We start from the raw sequence: 21,645 nt of genomic DNA on the forward strand, positions 1-21,645 counted from the left end.
GAAAATCCAAAAACAATTAAGAGGCTAGGACTTTTGTCCCAGCCTCATTTTTTTATAACACTCTCGTTTTATCAGCGTTTAGACCATGTTTTAGGAAGGAAGAGCAGAATCATTGGATAGATTTCAAGCCGTCCGGCAATCATGGCTAAGGAAAGTAACAGTTTTGAAATCGGACTAAAGATGGAGAAGGTTTGACCCGTACCAATCATAGGTCCAATATTGTTGAAACAACTAAAGACAGCACTGACAACCGTCATGAAGTTATTGTTGTCTAGACTCACTACAAAGAGTAAGCCGATCGTAATAAAACTGTATATTGTAAAGTACTTGAGGATCTGATGTTGGGTATCCTTATCGAGTACCGTATCGTTGACATGCAAGGTCAAAACGCGATTTGGAGACAAGGTCGAAAGAACCTGATTTTTTGCGATTCGCCACAAGGTCAAGCACCGAATGACTTTTAACCCCCCAGCGGTCGAGCCAGCAGACCCACCGACCACCATCAGCATCAAGAGGATGAACTGAGAAAAGAGAGGCCATTTTTCCGTCGTTCCATAACCAAAACCGGTGGTGGTGATGATATTGGACACTTGGAAGAAGGAAATCTCAAAGCTCTTCGCAACATTAGCATAGAGATGAAGGCAATTGTAGGCAATCAATACGCTAGATAGGATTACAATAGTGATGTAGGTCCGCAATTCCTCATCTTTAAAGAAGGCCTTGAATTTTCGGATCATGAGGAAGTAGTAGAGGTTAAAGTTAACCCCAAAGACCAAGACCCCGATACTGACCAAATAGGTGATCAAACTACTATTGTAGTGGGCAATCCCATCGTTAAAGACAGTAAAGCCCCCAGTACCAGCTGTCCCCATGGCGATGACAAAACTATCATACAGGGGCATGCCAGCAAGGAAATAAAGAACCACAAAGAGGAAGAACAAACCCAAGTACAAGAAGTAGAGAATTTGAGCCGTGTTTTTTAATTTGGAAACGACCTTGCCAAACACTGGACCAGGAACCTCTGCCTTCATGACTTCAAGGTGGCTGTTCTTGTTATTGTCCATAATCGCAAGGGCAAAGACCAATACTCCCATCCCCCCTATCAAGTGGGTAAAACTACGCCAAAAGAGGAGAGAGTGGCTGAGGACACCCACATCGTCTAAAATCGTTGCCCCTGTTGTTGTAAAGCCGGAGCTGACTTCAAAGAAGGCATCGATAATGTTTGGAATTTGGCCCGAAAAGACAAAGGGAAGGGCACCAAAGAAGGACCATAGGATCCAACAAAGTGCTACAATCAGGACTCCTTCCTTAGCATAGATGTGAAAATCCTTTGGTTTGTGAAAACTACCAAGGAGGCCAAACGCAAGTAGGATGGCCATGGTTGCTCCAATAGAGATAAAGATCTTGGCAGGTTCCCGATAGATTGCAGCGACCACTAGGGGAACGATTAGGAGACCTGCCTCGATTAAGAGGAGTTTGGATAAGAGGTAACGAATCATGCTTCTATTCATCAGGCTTACCTCTCAAGTAGATCGTAGATTTTAGTGACATTTTGAATCAAGGTGGTCACGATAATCCGATCCCCGACCATCAAACGGTCATCCCCATTAGGGAAAATAGCCTTGCCGTTTCGAATAATGGCAGCGATCAAAACGCCCTTCTTCAATTTCAATTCAGAGAGGGGATATTGGGTTAGTTTGTTGTCTTCCTTAATTTGAAACTGCAAGGTTTCAATCCGGCCGTTTGCGACATGGTGCAAGGCTTCTAGGTTTGAAAATTGTGCATTGTAGCGCCCGCGAATAAAGTGCATAATGGTGTCTACAGCGATGCGTTTTGGAGTGACAATACTGGTCATATCCTGATCGCCAATAATCTCCAACAGACTGGTTCGGTTGACTTTGGTAATGTTCTTTTTGACTCCGACAGAATCCAAGAACATGGAGGTGATGATGTTTTCTTCATCGACCCCTGTCAAAGTAGCCACAGCATCAAAATTATTGGCACTCTCTTCTAAAAGAATATCCTTAGCGGTTCCGTCTCCATGGACGACATAGAGATCAGGAAATTCCTGGCTAAAGAATTCAGCTCGTTCGCGATTGACCTCGATGACCTTGAGATCGATTTTGCGACGCACATCCTGGAGAATATTGAGAAGATAGTAGGCAATTTTTCCGGCACCAATCATCATCATGCTCTTAATGACTTGAGGTCGGACATTGTTGTGGAAGAGAACGATCTCGATCCGATTTCCTGTCACGAAAATCTTGTCTTGAGGTTGCAAAACAAAGTCTCCATTTGGAATCGTGAGTTCATTGCCACGCTCGATCGCACAAACAATGACATTTCCGTATTTCTTTCGGAATTGGGATAGGCTCATATTGCAGAGATTGCTATCTGGCTTGATCTTAAATTCCATCAAGGCAACACGGCCGTTTGCAAAATGCTCCACAGAAAGGGCATTTGGGAAGTCAATGATATTAGCAATATAACGAGCTGTCAGCAATTCAGGATTGACAACCAGGGAGAAGCCCAAGATATTTTTTTCCTTGAAGTAGGAATTGGAATATTCCGGATTCCGCACCCGAACGATGGTTTCTTTGGCTCCCATTTTTTTAGCTAAAACAGCAGAAACCATGTTCACTTCGTCGTACTCGGTCATGGAAATGAAGATATCGCAGTCTTCAACATCTGCTTGCTCCAAGATCTTGAAGTTTGCCCCATTTCCTAAAATTCCAATGATATCAAACCGTTTGGTAATATGGTTGAGAACGGATTCGTCTTTTTCGATCAAAATAACATCGTGGTTTTCAGCAACGAGAGAACGACAAAGGGCCGTTCCGACCTTTCCTCCACCAACAACAATAATTTTCATAGATTACCTCCAGAGTATGCTTCTATCATACTCTATTTTCAAGAAAAATTCATCTATTTTAAGGACTTTCTGGAGGAATTATACCAAGCTAAGAACAAGTGGGAAAAATTGTCAAAATAGAAGAATGAGGAGGGATCGAAAACTTTGATATAGTTTCTTAAAAAAATCTAAAAAAACTATTGACAGGAGCTTCAAAAGTGATATACTTAAGAGGTACCTTCGTTGATTTACCTCAAACCTGTTGTGAGTTAAGTTAATGAAGCTGTAACCACGCTGTTTGCTGAGCTTGACTCCGGGCAGTGTGGCTATTTTTTTATCAGAAAGAGATCGAGTATGAATATTGAAGAACTGGACTACCAAGAGTCAGCGGCTCAAAACCACATCGTCTTGTTCCAACCTCAGATTCCACAAAATACGGGCAATATTGCACGGACCTGTGCGGCAACCAATTCTCCCTTACATATTATTCGTCCCATGGCTTTTCCGATCGATGATCGCAAGATGAAGCGAGCAGGACTCGATTACTGGGACAAGCTGGATGTCCGTTTCTATGATAGCTTAGAAGAGTTTATGAAAGCAGCGCGTGACGGTCAGGTGCACTTGGTGTCCAAGTTTGCAAATCAGACCTATTCGGACGTTTCTTATCAGGATGGGAAGTCCCATTATTTCTTGTTTGGACGCGAGGATAAAGGATTGCCGGAAGATTTTATGCGCCAGCACGAAGAGAAGGCCATTCGCATTCCGATGAATGATGAGCATGTCCGTAGTTTAAATGTCTCCAATACCGTTTGCATGATTGTCTATGAGGCGCTCCGCCAGCAGGGCTTTAAGGGGCTGGAGTTGAGCCATCGTTATGAGCACGACAAGCTCAAATAAGAACGAAAAATTAAAAACCGAACCATGTAATCTATGAAGTTACAAAAACTTGCCTAGGCAAGTTTTTTTTGTTATCATAAAAGGGTCTTCAGGGCAGGGTGTAATTCCCGACCGGCGGTGACTTTTACTAGGAAATGTTCTTTTCCTTTTATACTTTGTTGCCAAGCTTTGCTTAACGAGAAGTTATGCCTACAGCTTGTCGTATCGTTTAAAAGAAAAATCTCCATTTCCATACTCTAAAAGAAGTCCGCGAGCGCAAGCTGATGTGGTGTGACTCCACAACCGACAGTATAGTCTGGATGGGAGAAGACGAGAGACGAATAGACTGACAGCTATTCTGATCTGTTTAGAGCTGATGCATAGGAATAAGACGTTAGGTGCTATGATTGACTAGCGGTATTTTCAATGGGGACCAGCTAAAGTGACTAGAATGTTCTCTAGTTTAAGCTTTGTTTAAATAGTTTAGAGTAGAATGATGGGGTAGACGTCTTTCCAGCTTCTCTAATTTTTAAAAAATTGGAGGAACCTGTTATGACAAATACACGTAAACTGACCCTAGTGGCTGTTTTATCCGCATTATCTTTTATTTTGATGTTCTATCAATTTTCTTTCTTGATAGATTTCTTCAAAATTGATTTGAGTATCATCGCCATTTTGTTGGCTTTGGTCTTGTTGGATTTTAAAAGTGCTGTTTGGGTGACCTTGATCCGATCTGTTCTTAAATTAGCTCTTAATAATAAGGGGCTTGAAACCTTGATCGGACTACCAATCAATATCATTGGAGTTCTTGTTTTTGTTCTTGCTTTTGCATGGATTTGGAACAAGGAACGGACCCATGGCCGATTTGTCCTAGCTACGATTATTGGAACGATCAGCTTGAGTATCACGATGGTATTGGTGAACTATGTCTATGCAATCCCTTTGTATGCTCGCTTTATGAACTATGATATTTCGAAAACACTAGGGCTTGTCCACTATTTAGCCGCAATGGTTGCACCGTTTAACCTGATCGAAGGAGTGATTTGGGCCATCGCATTTGGATTGATCTACACTCTTTTGCAACCGATTTTGAAAAAATATGAAAAATAAACAACAACATTGGGCGAAGGCAAGCTTCGCCCTTCTCATTTTTGTCATTCTCGGGTATGTGATTCGTTTCTACCCGCAACAATTAACGGGCTTTGACAGCGCGCTTCAATCTACTATTCGAGGCGATCTGCCTGCACCACTGACAGCCTTCTTTACCAAGGTAACCCATGTCATGGATACCAAGATCATTGTCATCTGGGTGGGTCTTTTGCTAGCTGTCTTTGCCTGTAAGAAATGGTACAGCGAAGCCCTCTTTCTGGGGAGCAATCTGGTATTGACTGGTCTTTTGGTTCTTCTTCTAAAGAATATCTACCAGAGACCGAGACCAAGTATTCTTCATCTAGTAGAGGAAAAAGGCTTTTCTTTTCCAAGTGGTCATTCACTGGCGTCTACCCTTGTTTTGGGAAGCTTGATCATCATTGTTGGCCAGCATATAAAAAACAAAGCGGCCCGCTATTGTCTTCAGGGGCTTCTGATTCTGGGAATTGTGACCATTGTGGGCTCCCGTATTTATGTCGGGGTTCACTATCCTTCAGACGTTCTCGGCAGTATGATTTTGGGCTTTGCTGTCTTGCAATTTGAGTACCCCTTGTACGATCGCTTGCGGTTTCAATGGCGCTTTACAGGGAAGCAAAAATAACTAACAACTAGGAGTTGGACTCGTGTTTTGAGTTCGACTCTTTTTTTGCTATAATGAAGGGTATGAAATCCTACAATACCTTGAATGATTATTATCGAACCTTATTTGGAGAAAAGACCTTTAAAGTCCCTATTGATGCAGGCTTTGATTGTCCTAATCGTGACGGAACAGTCGCCCATGGTGGCTGTACTTTTTGCACGGTCTCAGGTTCAGGAGATGCCATTGTGGCCCCAGAAGCTCCGATTCGAGAACAATTTTACAAAGAGATTGATTTTATGCATCGGAAATGGCCGGATGTGAAGAAGTACCTGGTCTATTTTCAAAATTTCACCAATACCCACGATAAGGTGGACGTCATTCGAGAGCGTTATGAGCAGGCCATCAATGAACCAGGAGTAGTAGGAATCAACATCGGTACGCGTCCGGATTGTTTACCAGATGATACCTTGGCCTATCTAGCAGAGCTGACCGAGCGCATGCATGTGACGATTGAGTTGGGGCTTCAGACGACTTATGAAGCGACGTCTCAATTAATCAATCGGGCCCATAGTTATGACCTCTATGTGGAAACAGTCAAGCGGATTCGCCAACAGGTGCCCAAGGCTGAGATCGTGTCCCATTTGATCAATGGCCTTCCAGGGGAAACACATGAGATGATGGTGGAAAATGTTCGCCGTTGTGTGACCGATAATGAAATTGATGGGATCAAGTTGCACCTCTTGCATTTGATGACCAATACACGCATGCAACGAGACTATCATGAAGGACGACTCCAACTCATGAGCCAGGAGGAATATGTCAAGGTTATCTGTGACCAACTAGAGATCATCCCCAAACACATCGTGATTCACCGGATTACAGGGGATGCGCCTCGTGATATGCTAATTGGTCCCATGTGGAGCCTCAACAAATGGGAAGTCTTAAACGCTATTGAAACTGAAATGCGTCGTCGTGGAAGTACTCAAGGATGTAAGCTAGAAGAAAAGGAGAGTGCCAATGCTTCGACCACTTGAAATGGCCCATCAATTTTTAGCAGAAGTCATCACCAAAGAAGATGTCGTGGTAGATGCCACCATGGGAAATGGACATGATACGGCCTTTTTAGCCAAACTAGCAGGCCAGGTCTATGCCTTTGATATTCAAGAACAGGCCCTTGTAAATACCCAAGAAAGATTGGAAAAGTTGGGGCTTCAGCATGTTCAGTTGATTTTAGATGGCCACCAGCATGTGGACCAATATGTGGAGACTCTCAAAGCAGCTATTTTTAATCTAGGTTATCTGCCATCTGCGGATAAATCGGTCATTACTCTTCCGGCTACTACTATTGAAGCGATGGAAAAAATCTGTGCTCGCCTAGAAAAAGGTGGTCGAATGGCTTTGATGATCTATTATGGTCATGAGGGAGGAGACATCGAGCGTGATGCAGTGCTGGACTTTGTCAGCCAGCTCCCACAAAAAGAATATACAGCGACCATCTACCGGACACTGAATCAAGTGAACCAACCACCGTTTTTGGTCATGATTGAAAAATTAGAAAGCTATCGTCATGGATAAAGAATATTTAAAAAATAAAATTGAAGGATTGAGACACCATTTTGTTGAATCAACCATTCACGAGCGTGCAATCGGTTTTTATGATGAAGCCCATATGACCAAAAAGATGCTCAAAATAAAAAAGAAATTGGTTGCGCTTGAGATGGAACGGTGCCAAAAGAAGATTGAGCACAAGGATGTAACCAAGACAGACCAAAAGATTGCGGAGTTAAAACAGCAATTTGAGACTTGTTGCCAAGAACGCTAGGGAGGGAGGAAGATGGAATTACTCCTTTATGCAGTGATCTTCTCGATGATCTTGATCGTCTCAAATGTCACCAATAAACTTGTGCCGAGCCTTCCTCTGCCTTTGATTCAAATCTTACTAGGGATCGTTTGGGCCCTCTTTGTCCCAGAAGAAAATTTTCATCTAGATACAGAACTCTTTCTGGCCTTGGTCATTGGCCCTCTGTTATTTCGAGAGGCAGAAGAAGCAGATATTACTTCTGTCTTAAAGCACTGGCGCATCATTCTTTATTTGATTTTTCCAGTGATTTTTATCTCAACCATTAGTTTGGGATGGGCAGCTCACTCCTTGTGGCTGAGTCTTCCTTTAGCAGCCTGTATGGCCGTAGGGGCAGCTCTAGGTCCAACAGACTTAGTAGCCTTTGCTTCCCTGTCTGAGCGCTTTACCTTTCCAAAGCGGGTTTCGAATATCTTAAAAGGAGAGGGGTTACTAAATGATGCCTCAGGTCTAGTTGCCTTTCGAGTGGCCTTGGCAGCCCTTGCGACCGGAAGTTTCTCCCTTGGAGAGGCAGGGATTTCCTTAGGAATCTCCATTATAGGAGGATTTGCAGTAGGAATCTTGACGGCCTTTGTGAACCGTTGGCTGCAAACCTTACTCTTGAGTGTTCGCGCTAGTGATATTGCCAGTGAATTGTTATTAGAATTGAGTCTCCCGTTATTGACTTTTTTCTTAGCAGAAGAACTCCATGTGTCTGGTATCATCGCTGTGGTCGTGTCAGGGATCCTAAAAGCCAGTCGCTTTAAGCACATTACCCTTCTTGAAGCTCGGGTGGATACTGTGAGCCATACCGTCTGGAATACGGTCAACTTTATCTTAAATGGGTCAGTCTTTGTGATTTTGGGAATGGAACTAGAAATGATCGCTAAGCCCATCTTAAGTAGTCCTATTTACAACAATCTTCTTTTAGTTCTTTCTGTCTTTCTTTTGACAACCTTGCTCTTTTTAATTCGTTTTGTCATGTTTTACCTCTTTTATTGGTTTCGAACGGTTCGACTAAAAAAATCATTGAGAAATTATCTGAAAGATGCCTTATTGCTGACCTTTTCGGGTGTGAAGGGAACAGTTTCGATTGCGACGATCCTTTTGATTCCAACCAAAATCGAAAAAGAATACCCCGTCCTACTCTTTTTAGTGGCAGGAGTGACCCTTGTCAGCTTTATTGCTGGCTTAGTGGTGCTTCCAAAATTATCAGAAGATAAGGAAGAAACCAATAACTACCTGATGCAGATCGCGATTTTAAATGATGTCGTCATGGAATTAGAAGCAGACCTAAAGAATAGTAAGCACAAGGGGCCCTTGTATGCGGCGATTGATAACTATCATGGTCGGATTGAAAATTTGATTCTAAGCCAAGAAAATAAGCTCATTCAAAAGGACTGGGAACAGCTGAAGCTCTTGATTTTGAGTATTGAAAGTGACGGCTTGGAACAAGCCTACGAAGAAGGAAAGATGCGCGAGCGGGGCTACCGTGTCTACCAACGCTATCTTCGTAATATGGAGCAACGGGTCAATCGCAACCTTTCGTCTCGTCTAACATACTACCTCTTGGTTTCTTTCCGCATCTTGCGTTTGCTGGTCCATGAAATCCTAACACTAGGTTCTGGCTTTCGAACTTGGTGGAACCGAGAAGATAGAAAGTTAGAAGCCATTGATTATGACCAGATTGCGGCCCTTTATTTGGCCAATACGGAAATCATCATTGAAAGTTTGGAAGACCTCAAAGGGGTTTATCGGAGCAGTTTGATCTCTTACCTGCAAGAATCTCGTCTGAGAGAGACAGCCATTATTACTAGTGGAGCCTTTGTGGAGCGGGTTATTAATCGCGTGAAACCAAATAATATCGATGAAATGTTGAGAGGCTATTATTTGGAGCGTAAGATTATTTTTGAATATGAAGCGCAACACCTGATTACCGCCAAGCAAGCGCGCCGTATGCGGCAAAATGTCAATGAATTAGAAAGCTATTCCCTAAGAGAAAGTGCCAATACGCTTCCATACGATTTGATCGAGTATGCACGAAATCGTTGAGATAAGAGTAAAAGAGGCTGGGACAAAAGTCCTAGCCTCTCAATTATTTTTGGATTGTCGAGCAAGACGCAGTGGTTGAGTGGGCTCTACTACGCTGATTTCATCAGCTTTTACAGCCCTACTCAACTGTGCGGAGGTGGGACGACGAAATCGAATTCTAACGAATTACCGATTTCTGTCCCACTCTCTTTTTGCTTTATTCATTTTCTTTTCAGTGTGCGATTTCTGGTTTGACAAAGAGTCGCTCATCACCAAGATCAATAAGGGATACTGGTGCTTCATAAAATTGGCTAAGGACATGGGGAGTTAGGATCTTTTCCTTTGGTCCTTGCTCGACCACTTGGCCATGTTTGAGTAAGAGGACATGGGTCATATCTGTTGTAATTTCCTCGGCATGGTGGGTGACGTAGATCATGGTAGGCGCGTGATCCAGTTGTTTGATATGATGGATCTGACGGAGGAGCTTTTCTCTGGCAAAGAGATCCAATCCACTAGAAGCTTCATCAAAAATGATCAGATCTGGCTGGTCCATGAGGCTTCGTGCAATGAGAACGGTCTGCTTTTCTCCCTGGGAGAGCTCCCGGTATTTGCGGCCGATCAAAGAGCTAGCTCCAATTGAAGTTAGCATATCCCGTGCCCAGTTCAGTTCTTCCTCCCCGTATGCAGTATATAAAATACTGCTCTTGTATTGACCAGTTAGGACAATTTGCTCGGTTAGGAGATGCTCTGGTAATCTTTCTGAAATAAAGGAGCTAACGATTCCAATACGCTTCCGTAATTCAGGAATTCCCCCTTCTCCAAAACGAGTCCCAAGGACGGTTATCTGACCGGAGCTAGCCCAGTATTCTGACATCAACAGTTTGAGGAGGGTTGATTTTCCTGCTCCATTGAGGCCTAAAATCGCCCAGCATTCATTTTCTTTCACCTGCCAGTTAACCTCTTTTAAAAGGGCTTTTCCATTGCGGATCAAATTGACGTCTTGTAGTTCAATCAAATTATTCATAACTTCATCCTTTTGATTAAAATCCCCTCTATTCTATCATAAAATATGGTAGAATAGAAAACAGGAGGTAAGGAATGTTTCGAAATAGTAAATTGTTATTCTGGACATGTGAAATTTTATTATTGACGGTGATTTTCTATATTTGGAAATCAATGGGGACTTTAATTTCTCCATTTGTCTCTGTTCTGAATACCATCCTCTTACCATTTTTAATTGCAGGTTTTTTATATTACATTACCAATCCGATTGTTGAATTGTTGGAAAAACACTTAAAAATCAAGCGTGTGTTTGGCATTTTGATCACCCTAGTACTCTTGTTTGGGATCATTGGCTTAGGGATCTTTTATCTGCTCCCCATCTTGATCAATCAGTTAACCAGCTTGATCAATTCGACTCAAGGGCTCTACTGGGAAGTCCAAAGTTTGGTTCGAAAACTCTCAACCAATCCTTTGTTCCAGAATGTAAATATCCAGTCGACGATTCAGCAGTTGAATCTCTCTTATATGGATATCCTACAAAATCTCTTGAATAGTGTGACCAACAGTTTAGGAAGTGTGGTTAACACCATTGTCAATACGGTCTTTATCTTAATCATGACCCCTGTCTTCTTGGTTTATTTCTTGATTGATGGCAAGAAATTGTTGCCGATGTTAGAACGGACCATTTTACGCAATGACAAACTCCACATTTCAAGCCTCTTGGTTAGTTTGAATGAAACGGTCTCTCGCTATATTAGTGGTATTTCGATCGATGCTTTGATCATTGGAACACTAGCCTACATTGGCTATAGTTTTATTGGATTGAAGTATGCTTTGGTCTTTGCCATTTTTTCTGGGCTGGCCAACTTGATTCCCTATGTAGGACCAACCATCGGTTTGATTCCGATGATCATCACTTATGCTTTTACCGATATGGATATGATGATCAAAGCAGTCATTTACATGTTGATCATCCAGCAGATCGATGGCAATATTCTTTATCCGCGTATTGTTGGAGGCGTGATGAAGGTTCACCCGATTACCATTATGGTTCTCTTACTGCTCTCAAGTAATATCTACGGCATTATCGGGATGGTCGTCGCGATTCCAGTCTATTCGATTGGGAAAGAAATTGTAAAATTCTTGGTAAATCTTTATGATAACCACCGTGCTGCGAAGGAGCAGAAGAAAAAAGAAGAATTTGGAATCATTAATAAATCTTAGACTCTAGCGCCTATATGGGCCTTGGAGTCTTTTTTGTACATTTTTTTGAAAAAATACCGTAAAAAAGTCAACAAGTGTTATGAAATGTGTTAAAATATAAGTGATTTTGAAAGAAAATATGAAAAGGTAGGGAAAGATGAGACTCCTCTTATCCAAAAAACAGAGACGCCAATTGCAATTGTTGGAAATCTTGATTAAGGAAAAAAGATGGTTCCACTTGAAAGAGTTGGCCAAGCGTTTGGATTGTACAGAACGTTCATTAAAAGAAGATTTGTCTAATCTTCGTAGTACATTTGATGATTTTTTAATTGAATCCTCTACCAATGGGATCAAGATCAGTTATGAAGATTCGGTTGGTCTTGAGGTGATTTACCATCACTTTTTTAAAGAATCACAAGCCTTCGCCTTGATTGAATACCTCTTCTTCCACAAGGATGTTTCCAATGAATATATTTGCAGAAAGTTTGATCTGAGTTACCAGTCTTTCTACCGCTTGATTCGGACGATTAATCAGAAGCTTCAAACTAAATACAATGTAAAGATTGATTTGAAACCCTTGAATCTTGTCGGGGATGAAGTAGATGTTCGTTTCTTCTATGCCCAGTATTTTGCGGAACGTTATTACTATATGGAGTGGCCTTTCCCAGAATTTAAGGAAGAGGCCGTGACCGATTTGATCACCTTCTTCTTCAAGCTCTATGGCTATCCATTGACCTTCTCTGTCATTAAGTCTTACAAAGTTCTCTTGACAGTGTACTTATCACGTATTAAGCAAGGCTATTTCATCGACATTCCAACGACCTTTGAAGCCTATAAAGATCAATATCAAGGGGTGACCAATGTCGAGGAGATGTTGCGCTACTTTAGCTTGCAGTTGGGTGTCGAGTTAAATGAAAAAGTGCTGGAGCAGTTCTTCATCATCTTTATTCAAGAAAATTTCTATTTCAGCCCAGAAAGCTTGATTGAAGCCGCAGAAACAGATCCTTATGCAAAAGAATCCACTAGACTCATTAAAGATATGTTCAAGGATCTATGCTATACCTATGATTTAGATATCGAAAATCTTGATGAGATGTTGATGCACGTTCATAATACAGCTCACTTAGGTCGGAAGGAATTGTTCTCGGAGTTCCTCTTATTTGATACCAAGACCAATACCAACGAAGATTTTATGAGCATCTTCCCAGCCTTCTATGATGATTTGAGAGACCATATCATCACTTATATGAAGACCATGAAGCATAATCTGAATGAAGAAATTATCAAGCACATGATCTACACGGTCTACACTCACTGGGAACGTCTCTTACCACAATTATTGCGCCGCCGGAAGTCCATTAAGGTCTTGATTATCAGTCGTTTTGATGACCACCATGCCAAATCCATGATCGATTTTCTAGATTTCTACTGTACGGATAACTTTGAATTTACTCAGATGATCAAGTATAATCTAACAGTAGAGGATATCGAAGCTTCAGACGCAGATGTCGTGGTGGCCAACTTTATGATGCCGGAATTAAAGAAAAAACCTTTTATCTGTACAAGTAGTCTCTCATCGCTAGAGCTGGTTGAAAAACTCAATGCCTTCTTTTATGATTTTACCAGTGCAGAGCACTAAAATCAGGACCTGGTCCTGATTTTTTGATGGTGAAAAAAGAAAATGACATAGAAGAATGCAGGCTCTCATATTTTGTGGTATAATATACAATATTATATACTGGAGGAAAGTATCCATGGAAGACCCTGGCAGTCAGGAAATTTTACTGGAATTTATTTTATTGATTGTTTTGACATTATTGAACGCCTTTTTCTCGGCGACTGAAATGTCAATGGTATCGTTGAATCGTTCTCGTGTAGTGCAAAAAGCAGAAGAAGGGGATAAAAAATACATTCGTCTTCTTAGCGTTTTGGAACAGCCCAACCATTTCTTATCCACTATTCAGGTGGGGATCACCTTGATTACCATCTTATCTGGGGCGAGTCTTGCAGATAGCCTTGGTCATGTTATTGCTGGATGGATGGGCAATACTAAAACGGCTATTGCAGCTGGAAGCTTTTTATCTCTAGCGTTTTTGACTTATATTTCGATCGTATTTGGGGAACTCTATCCGAAACGAATCGCTATGAACCTGAAAGATGAGTTAGCTGTTCGAACAGCTCCGATTGTCATTTTATTAGGAAAAATTGTTAGCCCCTTTGTTTGGTTGCTTTCAGCGTCGACCAACCTTTTGAGCCGTATCACGCCAATGGAATTCGATGATCCGGATGAAAAGATGACGCGGGATGAAATCGAGTATATGCTGACCAATAGTGAAGCAACACTAGATGCGGACGAGATTGAGATGCTCCAAGGGATCTTTTCATTAGATGAAATGGTAGCGCGTGAAGTCATGGTGCCACGGACAGATGCCTTCATGGTTGATATCAATGATGATACCAAAGAAATCATTGAAAGTATCCTTAAGCAAAACTTTTCACGGATTCCTGTCTATGATGATGACAAGGACAATGTCATCGGTCTCATCCATACCAAACGTCTCTTGAACGAAGGATTTATCAATGGCTTTGATAATATTGTCTTAAGAAAGATTTTACAAGAACCTTTGTTTGTTCCAGAGACCATTTTTGTGGATGATCTTTTGAAGGAATTGCGCAATACCCAAAATCAAATGGCTATTCTGCTTGATGAATATGGTGGGATGTCTGGTTTGGTTACTCTTGAAGACCTCTTGGAAGAAATCGTCGGTGAAATTGACGATGAGACTGACAAAGCAGAAATTGATGTCTTTGAAATTGCGGACAATACCTATGTCGTACAAGGAGCCATGTCACTAAATGACTTTAACGAATATTTTGATGTTGAGTTGCAAAGTGATGATGTGGATACCATTGCAGGGTATTATCTGACAGAGGTTGGGCGAATTCCAACCTTGAAAGAGCGACTCAGCTGCGAAGTCGATAGTCAAAAGAAACACCTCATTTTGACAAATGACAAAGTAAAAAATGGTCGTGTGACCAAGGTGAAAGTTGAAATTTCTGAAATCGTCGAGGAAGATGAAGAAATAAAATCAAAAGAAGATTAGAAAATAGAGGCCTGGACGTGTTCCAGCCTCTGTTTTTCTCTTGTCAGGATCAGTTGAATTTTCAAAAAATTTCAAAAATTTCTGAAATAGTCTTGACATCAAAAAAAAATTACGGTAAGATAATACCCATAAAAAAAGAAAGCAGAAAATAAACATGAAGCAACAAACCATTTCCATTCAAAAATTTTACTTTAGCTACTTTAGATAGTGTTTGTAGACATGATCTCATGGATGCAAACAACCCAAGCAATTTGTTTGTATCTATGTGGCTAAGATTTTTGATGATGGTCCATAGAGCTAGTATCTAAATGGACCGAGGTTTTGTAACTTGTTGGAGAATTTCAAGCATCCGTTTAGAGAATCATCTAAGCGGTTTTTTTGTTTATTTTGCAGAAAAGGAGTCAAAAAATGAAAGTAGTGAAAAAATTGCTAGCACCTGTCCTGGTTGTAGGACTTCTGTTAACATCATTGGTGACCTTACACAATCTAAAGGATACTAAAAAAGACAATGTCTTTCGAATTGGGATTTCCCAGTACATCACCCATAAGTCGCTCGATGCGACACGAAAAGGCTTTATCGAGGAGTTGAAGAAAGAGGGCTATGTAGATGGGAAAAATATTCAGATCGATTTCCAAAATGCTCAAGGGGAGCAACGAAATCTGAAAAATATTTCTAAACAATTGGCAGAAGAAAGTGATCTCGTCTTTGCGATTGCAACCCCTTCTGCACAAAGTTTGGCTAATACCACTAAATCAACACCTATTGTCTTCTCAGCTGTCACAGATCCTTTGGCAGCGAAATTGGTGAAAAACTTGAAAGAACCAGGTGGCAATATCACAGGGACAAGTGACCAGTCAGAAGATGCGATCGCTACACAGGTAGACATGATTAAGCAAGTACTTCCAACGGCGAAAACAGTTGGGATTCTCTATACGCAAAGTGAGCCTAACTCCGTCGTCCAAAAAGACAATGCGAAGAAGATACTAGAAGCTAAAGGCTATCAAGTGGTTGAAAAAACAATTCTTGATAGTAACAATGTGAAAGCTGCAGCAGACAGTATCATGTCAGAGGCAGATATCGTCTTTGTTCCGACGGACAATATTATCTCTTCTACAATGGACACTGTCAAACAGGTTTCTATCAGCCATAAGGTGCCCGTTTTTGGTGGATCTGCTGAGATGGTGGCCACTGGTGGTTTGTACAACTTTGGTACCGATTATGAGGAATTGGGGAGACAAGCTGCTCGGATGGCTATTCGCATCATGAAGGGCGAGAAACCTGGAAAAGTCGCAGTTGAAACACCTGAAAAATTAGAATTGCATACCAATAAAGAGATGGCGAAAGAACTAGGAATTGATATTAGCTCGTTGAAGGTAGAAAAATAGGAGGTTTGAGATGAATTTCGTTTTATCAAGTTTATCAGAAGGTTTATTGTGGTCGATCATGGCGATCGGTGTTTACTTAACATTTCGAATTTTAGATATTGCCGATATGACGGCAGAAGGAGCCTTTCCACTTGGGGCAGCAGTTGTAGCCTCACAAATTCAAGCGGGAAGAAACCCTTGGATTGCAACCTTGTTGGGCTTTTTTGCAGGGATGATTGCAGGCTTGGTCTCTGGGATTCTCCATACAAAAATGAAAATTCCAGCCCTCTTGACAGGGATTGTCACTTTGACGGGTCTCTACTCTATCAATATCAAAATCATGGGGGGAGTTCCCAATCTCTCTATTGGCGATGCCAGTACCATTTTCAAGAGTGTCATGAAATTTGGACTTTCTAATGAAGAAGCTGTCTTTTTGATTAGTATTTCCTGCTTGATCATCGTCTGTATCTTGTTGACCCTCTTAATGAAGACGCAACTTGGCTTGGTTTTGCGCTCGACAGGTGATAACATCCCAATGAGTGAGGCTAATGGGGTTAATGTGGACAACATGAAGATATTGGGCTACATGATTTCAAATGGATTGATTGCCCTTTGTGGCGCTATGTTTGCTCAAAATGATGGTTTCTCAGATGTGACTTCTGGGACAGGGACGATCGTGGTTGGCTTGAGTGCGGTGATTATCGCTGAGGTTTTGATCCACGAATTGACCATTGGTTGGCGCTTGCTTTCAATCGGAGTTGGAGCCATTGTTTACCGTTTGATTATCTTAAATATTTACGAGATCCCAAATCTCGATCAAAATATGGTTCGTCTCTTCAATGCGATCTTGCTCGCAATTGTCTTGTTCGCTCCTGAGGCGCAAAAACGTCTTCGTGTTCGCGGATTGAAGTTAGGAAATAAGTAGGAGAAAAGTATGGCAACATTATTATCAATTGAAGGTATTCATAAGACATTTGAAGCAGGAACGGTTAATGAAAACCACGTCTTAAAAGGTTTGGATCTCCAAGTGGAAGAAGGAGATTTCATTTCGGTCATCGGTGGAAATGGAGCTGGGAAATCAACCTTGATGAACATCTTGGCAGGAAATCTAGTCGTGGATGAAGGGGATATCTTGCTAGAGGGTAACTCTATCAAAAATACGAGTGTTCGTAAGCGTGCTAAGGATATTGCGCGTGTCTTCCAAGATCCTAAGATGGGGACGGCTTCTCGTTTGACTATTGAAGAAAATATGGCCATTGCTCAACGTCGTGGAAAATCTCGTGGTTTGGGCTGGGGCGTTCGGGAGAAGGATCGCGAGTTATTCCGTGATGCCTTGAAGGAACTGAATATTGGTTTAGAGAACCGTCTCAAAGTCGATACTCAATATCTATCTGGTGGGCAACGTCAAGCTTTGACTTTGGTCATGGCAGCCTTGGTTAGACCCAAACTCTTGCTTCTGGATGAACATACCGCAGCGCTTGATCCCAAGACCAGTGAAATGGTCATGGAATTGACACAAAAGATTGTGGAAAGCCATGATTTGACAACCTTGATGATTACGCATGATATGAACCATGCTATCGAATACGGCAACCGCTTGATCATGCTCTACCAAGGCAAGATCGTTGTCGACGTCAAAGGAGAAGAAAAGAAAAACCTAACGGTTGAAGATTTGATGCGCCTCTTCCAACAAAACAGTGGTGAAACTCTGGTTAGTGATGAATTGGTCTTAGGATAAAATAAAAGAGAGTGGGACAGAAATCGGTCATTCGTTAGAATTCGATTTCGTCGTCCCACCTCCGCACAGTTGAGTAGGGCTGTAAAAGCTGATGAAATCAGCATAGTAGAGCCCACTCAACCACTGCGTCTTGCTCGACAATCCAAAGACAATTGAGAGACTAGGACTTTTATCCCAGCCTCCTTTTTATTTCCTCCGCTCTGCATAGTCGACAAAATGAAACTTGTCTAATTTGTGACGGCTTTCGGTGAACTGGAATTGCCGACCGTCTGCTAAGTAAACTTGGGAGCGGACCGTTACCACGTGTTGGTCTTTTCCAAGATCCAGTAAGATCTTATCGCGATTATCGATTGGTGAAATCAAAATTTCTTTCTTATTGGGTTGAAGTGTTTTTTTTGAAAAATATTTTTGAAAGCGCTTGAAAATGCAAAGTTCTTCCCTTATAATAAAAGAGGAAAACTTTTTAGGGATGGAGAAACGCATGAGAAAAAACGGAAAAAAGATTCGCCTACTGGGAGTAGCCACCTTATTGGCTAGTCAGTTGGGGGTCTTTAGCAGTGCCCTCACGGTAGTTGCAGACGAGACCACAGCTTCGACTTCAGAGTCAGCGCTTGTGACGAACACTAGCAGCGAGGAAAGCTTGACAAATCATTCGACTTCCGCTACAACAACAACTACAGACGCTACGACGAGAGCTTCGAGTGATAAAGAAGAGACATCTAGCAGTTCCTCAGACGATACTGAGGAGAAAACGGTTAAGATCGGGGACATTCAAGGGGAATCACAACGCTCTCCACTGGAAGGCCAAAAGGTAGCTATCAAAAATGCAGTGGTGACGAAAGCAGACCGCTATGGTTTTTATGCCCAAGATATTGAATCGGATGGCAATAGCCGTACTTCAGATGGGATTTATGTTGTTTCCAAATACAAGGTGAAAGTCGGTGACAAGGTGAAAATCACTGGTATCGTCAAGGAAGGCTATATGGAAGAGGTTACCTTGGGAGCTGGGAAAACCTTTAAGGAACCAACGAATAGTTTAACGGTGACCATGCTGGTCGATGCTTGGATCACAAAAGATGGGACAGCCCCTCTTCCAGAAGCTGTGAATATCACTGCGGGCATGCCAGCAGATGTGAAGCCTAATCCGACGGCTTATGCTCCAGAAACCGATGCCCTCGATTATTGGGAAAGCCTGGAAGGAATGCTCACGGTGGTGAAGAAACCGCATATCCTTGGTCCCCAATACAAAGGAGATATCTATGTCTTGGGAGAAGATTTTACAGGCCTTCCTTTAAACAATATTGGAGGTCTGAATCTACGGCCACATGCACAAAATACAGCGACGATCCCGATTTATGTTGGTAATCAGTTTGTCGCAAAAGCCAAAGATTACTTTGCAGAAGATGTAACAGGAGTGGTGACTTATCGGAATAGCTTTTATAAGGTAGAGCCCACTCAACAGTTGACAGTCCAAGATGGTGGCTTGCAGCGTCAAGCAGCTCAAACCCAACCAAGTGAGGACAAGCTGACCATCGCTTCCTATAATATTGAAAATTTCTCGGCCAACAATGCCAAAAATGAAACGCCAGAGGATAAGGTGACGCTGATTGCCAATTCCTTTATCCATGAAATTCACAATCCGGATATTATCACTTTGATCGAAGTGCAGGACAATAATGGCAGTGTGGATGACGGGACGACCAGTGGTCTTGAAAGTGGACGCAAACTAGCTAGTCGGATCAAGGAATTGGGTGGCAAGAGCTATGAGTATACAGAGGTTGCTCCACTAGATGGCGCTGACGGTGGAAAGCCAGGTTCCAATATTCGTTTGGGAATTCTCTACAATCCGGAACGCGTGACTTTAGCTAAAAAAGAGGCAGCGACTAGCAACGAGGCAGCACAATTTGACAAGGGACACCTGGTTAAAAACCCAGCTCGGATTGCCCCTAGCGATTCATCGTTTGATCATACTCGCAAGTCTTTAGCCGTTGAGTTTGAATTCAAAGGTCAACCAGTTGTGGTGATTGCCAATCACTTGAAATCAAAAATCGGAGATGATGCTATTTATGGGGCAAGCCAACCAGCAGTGGAACATACCTTGCCAACTCGTGAAGCACAAGCTAGTGTCATCCATCAATTCGTTCAAGAAGGCTTGAAGCAAAATCCGAAGACCACCTTTGTTTTGACGGGTGATTTTAATGATTACGATTTTTCAACCACGGCACAGATCCTTGCGGGCAGTGAACTAACCAACTTAATGGCCCAACATGATGCAGGCGATCGCTATTCTTATTTCTACCGTGGAAGCAATCAAGTTTTGGATAACATTTTTATCTCAAACAACATGGCAGCTAAAGCAAGGTTTGAACCAGTCCATATCAATGCTTCCTTTATGAAGGAACACGGTCGTGCATCAGACCATGATCCTGTCTTGGTCCAAATCGACTTTAGTGGAGCACAAACTCCAGGAACACCGACAGATGATCAACAAGGAAATACAGGACAACCAACGGATCAAACCAGCTCTTCTTCATCGAATACAGGGTCTCAACTAGTCCCTCATCAAGCTCAAGCCAATGAACAAAAGAGTTCAACATCTGAAAGCAAAGAGAAGGGCAAGAACGAAGATGAGAAGCAAGACGACAAGGAAGAGGCCACAACAGAAACCAAGACACCAGGTAAACGGAAAATCCTTCCATCTACTGGACAAGAAACAAGCTATCTAGCTCTTTTTGGAGTGACAGTAGCTACGATGAGTCTTGTCTGGTACAAGAAGAAAAAGACGACTCACTAACGTGTTTCATAAGAAAGATCTAAAAAGGAGTCGCTGGCTCCTTTTTTTCTCCTAAAATACAGGACAGATAGTCCCATATTGGAAACTGTACTAGGACAATGAAAACTACTGAAAAGAACAGTTTCTTTTCAAAAAGAAGCTTAAACTCTTTAAAATAGATGGAATCGTGTTATAATAAAATCATAAAACGTTTTCAAGAGAAGAGGTTCCTCAATGGAAAATGAAACAGTTGACTATGGAAAAGTAACAGGAATGGTACACTCAACAGAAAGTTTTGGTGCAGTAGACGGGCCTGGGATCCGCTTTATTGTCTTCCTTCAAGGGTGTCAAATGCGGTGTCAATACTGCCACAATCCAGATACTTGGGCGATGGAAACCAACAAGTCCCGTGAGCGGACGGTGGATGATGTCTTAGAAGAAGCCCTCCGTTATCGTGGATTTTGGGGCGAAAAAGGGGGAATCACTGTCAGTGGTGGAGAAGCCCTCTTGCAGATTGACTTTTTGATTGCTCTTTTCACCAAGGCTCAAGAGTTGGGCATTCATTGTACTTTGGATACCTGTGCTCTTCCTTTCCGGAATACGCCTCGTTATTTGGAAAAATTTGACCGCTTGATGGCAGTGACAGACTTGGTGCTTCTTGATATCAAGGAAATCAATGATGAACGTCACAAAATTGTGACCAGCCATACCAATAAAACGATTCTAGCTTGTGCAAAGTACCTATCTGATATTGGAAAACCAGTCTGGATTCGTCACGTTTTGGTGCCTGGGCTTACAGACCGAGATGACGACTTGATCGAACTTGGGAAATTTGTTAAAACTCTTAAAAATGTCGATAAATTTGAGATCCTTCCATACCATACTATGGGGGAATTCAAATGGCGTGAATTGGGCATTCCGTACAAATTGGAGGGTGTGAAACCACCGACAAAAGAACGGGTCCAAAATGCAAAAGATTTGATGGAAACAGAAAGTTACCAAGATTACCTGAAACGGGTCAAAGGATAAAACGTATAGACAGTTGGGCCTTCCAGCTGTCTTTTCTATTGAAATGCACAACTATTCCCTTTCTTTAAATGGCAAAACGTGCTAAAATAGAGTGAATCTATAAATGA

General features: G+C 42.0%; 18 protein-coding genes, 1 pseudogene and 1 riboswitch. Of the genes and pseudogenes, 15 read left to right on the forward strand and 4 right to left on the reverse strand.

Annotation, left to right across the window (positions count from 1 at the left end; all coding sequences use genetic code 11):
• Positions 1-71 precede the first annotated feature (71 nt).
• A complete protein-coding gene (locus tag O3626_RS09445; protein WP_371496593.1) occupies positions 72-1,511 on the reverse strand; it encodes a TrkH family potassium uptake protein in 1,440 nt (479 codons plus the stop codon).
• 5 nt (positions 1,512-1,516) lie between these two features.
• Positions 1,517-2,872 carry a Trk system potassium transporter TrkA gene (gene trkA, locus O3626_RS09450; RefSeq protein WP_021153699.1) on the reverse strand — a complete coding sequence of 452 codons (1,356 nt, stop codon included), beginning with the start codon at positions 2,870-2,872 and terminating at the stop codon, positions 1,517-1,519.
• A gap of 333 nt (positions 2,873-3,205) precedes the next feature.
• Between trkA and O3626_RS09455 the strand changes: the two genes are divergently transcribed.
• The 7 genes from O3626_RS09455 to O3626_RS09485 all read left to right on the forward strand — a co-directional run bounded on the left by O3626_RS09455 (position 3,206) and on the right by O3626_RS09485 (position 9,345).
• Complete coding sequence (locus tag O3626_RS09455) at positions 3,206-3,748, forward strand: tRNA (cytidine(34)-2'-O)-methyltransferase (protein ID WP_371496595.1); 543 nt, start codon at positions 3,206-3,208, stop codon at positions 3,746-3,748.
• An 80-nt stretch (positions 3,749-3,828) separates the two neighbouring features.
• Positions 3,829-4,063, forward strand: a riboswitch (FMN riboswitch).
• Positions 4,064-4,279: 216 nt separating this feature from the next.
• Positions 4,280-4,837 (forward strand): ECF transporter S component, encoded by a 558-nt coding sequence (locus O3626_RS09460; protein WP_049472288.1) that lies wholly within the window; start codon positions 4,280-4,282, stop codon positions 4,835-4,837.
• Positions 4,827-5,477, forward strand: coding sequence for a phosphatase PAP2 family protein (locus tag O3626_RS09465; protein ID WP_150906423.1), 651 nt, complete (start codon positions 4,827-4,829; stop codon positions 5,475-5,477). Before O3626_RS09460 ends, O3626_RS09465 begins: the two co-directional genes overlap by 11 nt.
• 53 nt (positions 5,478-5,530) lie before the next feature.
• Positions 5,531-6,490, forward strand: a complete 960-nt coding sequence (locus tag O3626_RS09470) for a TIGR01212 family radical SAM protein (RefSeq protein WP_150906422.1) — start codon at positions 5,531-5,533, stop codon at positions 6,488-6,490.
• Positions 6,474-7,031 carry a class I SAM-dependent methyltransferase gene (locus tag O3626_RS09475; RefSeq protein WP_013904006.1) on the forward strand — a complete coding sequence of 186 codons (558 nt, stop codon included), beginning with the start codon at positions 6,474-6,476 and terminating at the stop codon, positions 7,029-7,031. The genes O3626_RS09470 and O3626_RS09475 overlap by 17 nt, the downstream gene beginning before the upstream one ends.
• Positions 7,024-7,278: a hypothetical protein gene (locus tag O3626_RS09480; RefSeq protein WP_003005673.1), complete on the forward strand. Its 255-nt coding sequence runs from the start codon at positions 7,024-7,026 to the stop codon at positions 7,276-7,278. The genes O3626_RS09475 and O3626_RS09480 overlap by 8 nt, the downstream gene beginning before the upstream one ends.
• A gap of 12 nt (positions 7,279-7,290) precedes the next feature.
• Positions 7,291-9,345, forward strand: coding sequence for a cation:proton antiporter (locus O3626_RS09485; RefSeq protein WP_371496599.1), 2,055 nt, complete (start codon positions 7,291-7,293; stop codon positions 9,343-9,345).
• Between the two features lie 211 nt (positions 9,346-9,556).
• On the opposite strand, the gene O3626_RS09490 is transcribed toward O3626_RS09485, so the two are convergent.
• Positions 9,557-10,348 (reverse strand): ABC transporter ATP-binding protein, encoded by a 792-nt coding sequence (locus O3626_RS09490; RefSeq protein ID WP_371496601.1) that lies wholly within the window; start codon positions 10,346-10,348, stop codon positions 9,557-9,559.
• 74 nt (positions 10,349-10,422) lie between these two features.
• Between O3626_RS09490 and O3626_RS09495 the strand changes: the two genes are divergently transcribed.
• The 6 genes from O3626_RS09495 (at position 10,423) to O3626_RS09520 (ending at position 17,736) form a co-directional block, all read left to right on the forward strand.
• Positions 10,423-11,550, forward strand: coding sequence for an AI-2E family transporter (locus tag O3626_RS09495; RefSeq protein WP_070449283.1), 1,128 nt, complete (start codon positions 10,423-10,425; stop codon positions 11,548-11,550).
• A gap of 136 nt (positions 11,551-11,686) precedes the next feature.
• Complete coding sequence (locus tag O3626_RS09500) at positions 11,687-13,168, forward strand: M protein trans-acting positive regulator PRD domain-containing protein (RefSeq protein ID WP_049516125.1); 1,482 nt, start codon at positions 11,687-11,689, stop codon at positions 13,166-13,168.
• Positions 13,169-13,283: 115 nt separating this feature from the next.
• On the forward strand, positions 13,284-14,633 hold the full coding sequence (locus O3626_RS09505; RefSeq protein ID WP_371496603.1) for a hemolysin family protein: 1,350 nt from the start codon (positions 13,284-13,286) through the stop codon (positions 14,631-14,633).
• Between the two features lie 408 nt (positions 14,634-15,041).
• Entirely contained in the window at positions 15,042-16,019 is a 978-nt protein-coding gene (locus tag O3626_RS09510; protein WP_024056316.1) for an ABC transporter substrate-binding protein, read from the forward strand.
• 10 nt (positions 16,020-16,029) lie between these two features.
• Positions 16,030-16,923 (forward strand): ABC transporter permease, encoded by an 894-nt coding sequence (locus tag O3626_RS09515; RefSeq protein ID WP_223325608.1) that lies wholly within the window; start codon positions 16,030-16,032, stop codon positions 16,921-16,923.
• Between the two features lie 9 nt (positions 16,924-16,932).
• Positions 16,933-17,736, forward strand: a complete 804-nt coding sequence (locus O3626_RS09520; RefSeq protein WP_061455002.1) for an ABC transporter ATP-binding protein — start codon at positions 16,933-16,935, stop codon at positions 17,734-17,736.
• Positions 17,737-17,922: 186 nt separating this feature from the next.
• Here O3626_RS09520 and O3626_RS09525 read toward each other — a convergent pair.
• Positions 17,923-18,132: pseudogene (locus tag O3626_RS09525) on the reverse strand (UTRA domain-containing protein); the annotation flags it as partial.
• 85 nt (positions 18,133-18,217) lie between these two features.
• Between O3626_RS09525 and O3626_RS09530 the strand changes: the two are divergent.
• Positions 18,218-20,530 carry an endonuclease/exonuclease/phosphatase family protein gene (locus O3626_RS09530; protein ID WP_371496606.1) on the forward strand — a complete coding sequence of 771 codons (2,313 nt, stop codon included), beginning with the start codon at positions 18,218-18,220 and terminating at the stop codon, positions 20,528-20,530.
• Between the two features lie 213 nt (positions 20,531-20,743).
• Positions 20,744-21,538: a pyruvate formate-lyase-activating protein gene (gene pflA / locus O3626_RS09535; RefSeq protein WP_003005017.1), complete on the forward strand. Its 795-nt coding sequence runs from the start codon at positions 20,744-20,746 to the stop codon at positions 21,536-21,538.
• Positions 21,539-21,645 lie beyond the last annotated feature (107 nt).

Source organism: Streptococcus sp. 20925_1_77 (assembly GCF_041432125.1).
GTDB lineage: Bacteria > Bacillota > Bacilli > Lactobacillales > Streptococcaceae > Streptococcus.

What these genes read in the sequence shown, in the direction of transcription:
- O3626_RS09510 (WP_024056316.1), top strand. Translation starts at nt 15,042, where the DNA reads ATGAAAGTAGTGAAAAAATTGCTAGCACCTGTCCTGGTTGTAGGACTT.
- O3626_RS09455 (WP_371496595.1), top strand. Translation starts at nt 3,206, where the DNA reads ATGAATATTGAAGAACTGGACTACCAAGAGTCAGCGGCTCAAAACCAC.
- O3626_RS09505 (WP_371496603.1), top strand. Translation starts at nt 13,284, where the DNA reads ATGGAAGACCCTGGCAGTCAGGAAATTTTACTGGAATTTATTTTATTG.
- O3626_RS09490 (WP_371496601.1), bottom strand. Translation starts at nt 10,348, where the DNA reads ATGAATAATTTGATTGAACTACAAGACGTCAATTTGATCCGCAATGGA.
- trkA (WP_021153699.1), bottom strand. Translation starts at nt 2,872, where the DNA reads ATGAAAATTATTGTTGTTGGTGGAGGAAAGGTCGGAACGGCCCTTTGT.
- O3626_RS09485 (WP_371496599.1), top strand. Translation starts at nt 7,291, where the DNA reads ATGGAATTACTCCTTTATGCAGTGATCTTCTCGATGATCTTGATCGTC.
- pflA (WP_003005017.1), top strand. Translation starts at nt 20,744, where the DNA reads ATGGAAAATGAAACAGTTGACTATGGAAAAGTAACAGGAATGGTACAC.
- O3626_RS09530 (WP_371496606.1), top strand. Translation starts at nt 18,218, where the DNA reads ATGAGAAAAAACGGAAAAAAGATTCGCCTACTGGGAGTAGCCACCTTA.
- O3626_RS09500 (WP_049516125.1), top strand. Translation starts at nt 11,687, where the DNA reads ATGAGACTCCTCTTATCCAAAAAACAGAGACGCCAATTGCAATTGTTG.
- O3626_RS09445 (WP_371496593.1), bottom strand. Translation starts at nt 1,511, where the DNA reads ATGAATAGAAGCATGATTCGTTACCTCTTATCCAAACTCCTCTTAATC.
- O3626_RS09495 (WP_070449283.1), top strand. Translation starts at nt 10,423, where the DNA reads ATGTTTCGAAATAGTAAATTGTTATTCTGGACATGTGAAATTTTATTA.
- O3626_RS09520 (WP_061455002.1), top strand. Translation starts at nt 16,933, where the DNA reads ATGGCAACATTATTATCAATTGAAGGTATTCATAAGACATTTGAAGCA.
- O3626_RS09470 (WP_150906422.1), top strand. Translation starts at nt 5,531, where the DNA reads ATGAAGGGTATGAAATCCTACAATACCTTGAATGATTATTATCGAACC.
- O3626_RS09475 (WP_013904006.1), top strand. Translation starts at nt 6,474, where the DNA reads ATGCTTCGACCACTTGAAATGGCCCATCAATTTTTAGCAGAAGTCATC.
- O3626_RS09465 (WP_150906423.1), top strand. Translation starts at nt 4,827, where the DNA reads ATGAAAAATAAACAACAACATTGGGCGAAGGCAAGCTTCGCCCTTCTC.
- O3626_RS09480 (WP_003005673.1), top strand. Translation starts at nt 7,024, where the DNA reads ATGGATAAAGAATATTTAAAAAATAAAATTGAAGGATTGAGACACCAT.
- O3626_RS09460 (WP_049472288.1), top strand. Translation starts at nt 4,280, where the DNA reads ATGACAAATACACGTAAACTGACCCTAGTGGCTGTTTTATCCGCATTA.
- O3626_RS09515 (WP_223325608.1), top strand. Translation starts at nt 16,030, where the DNA reads ATGAATTTCGTTTTATCAAGTTTATCAGAAGGTTTATTGTGGTCGATC.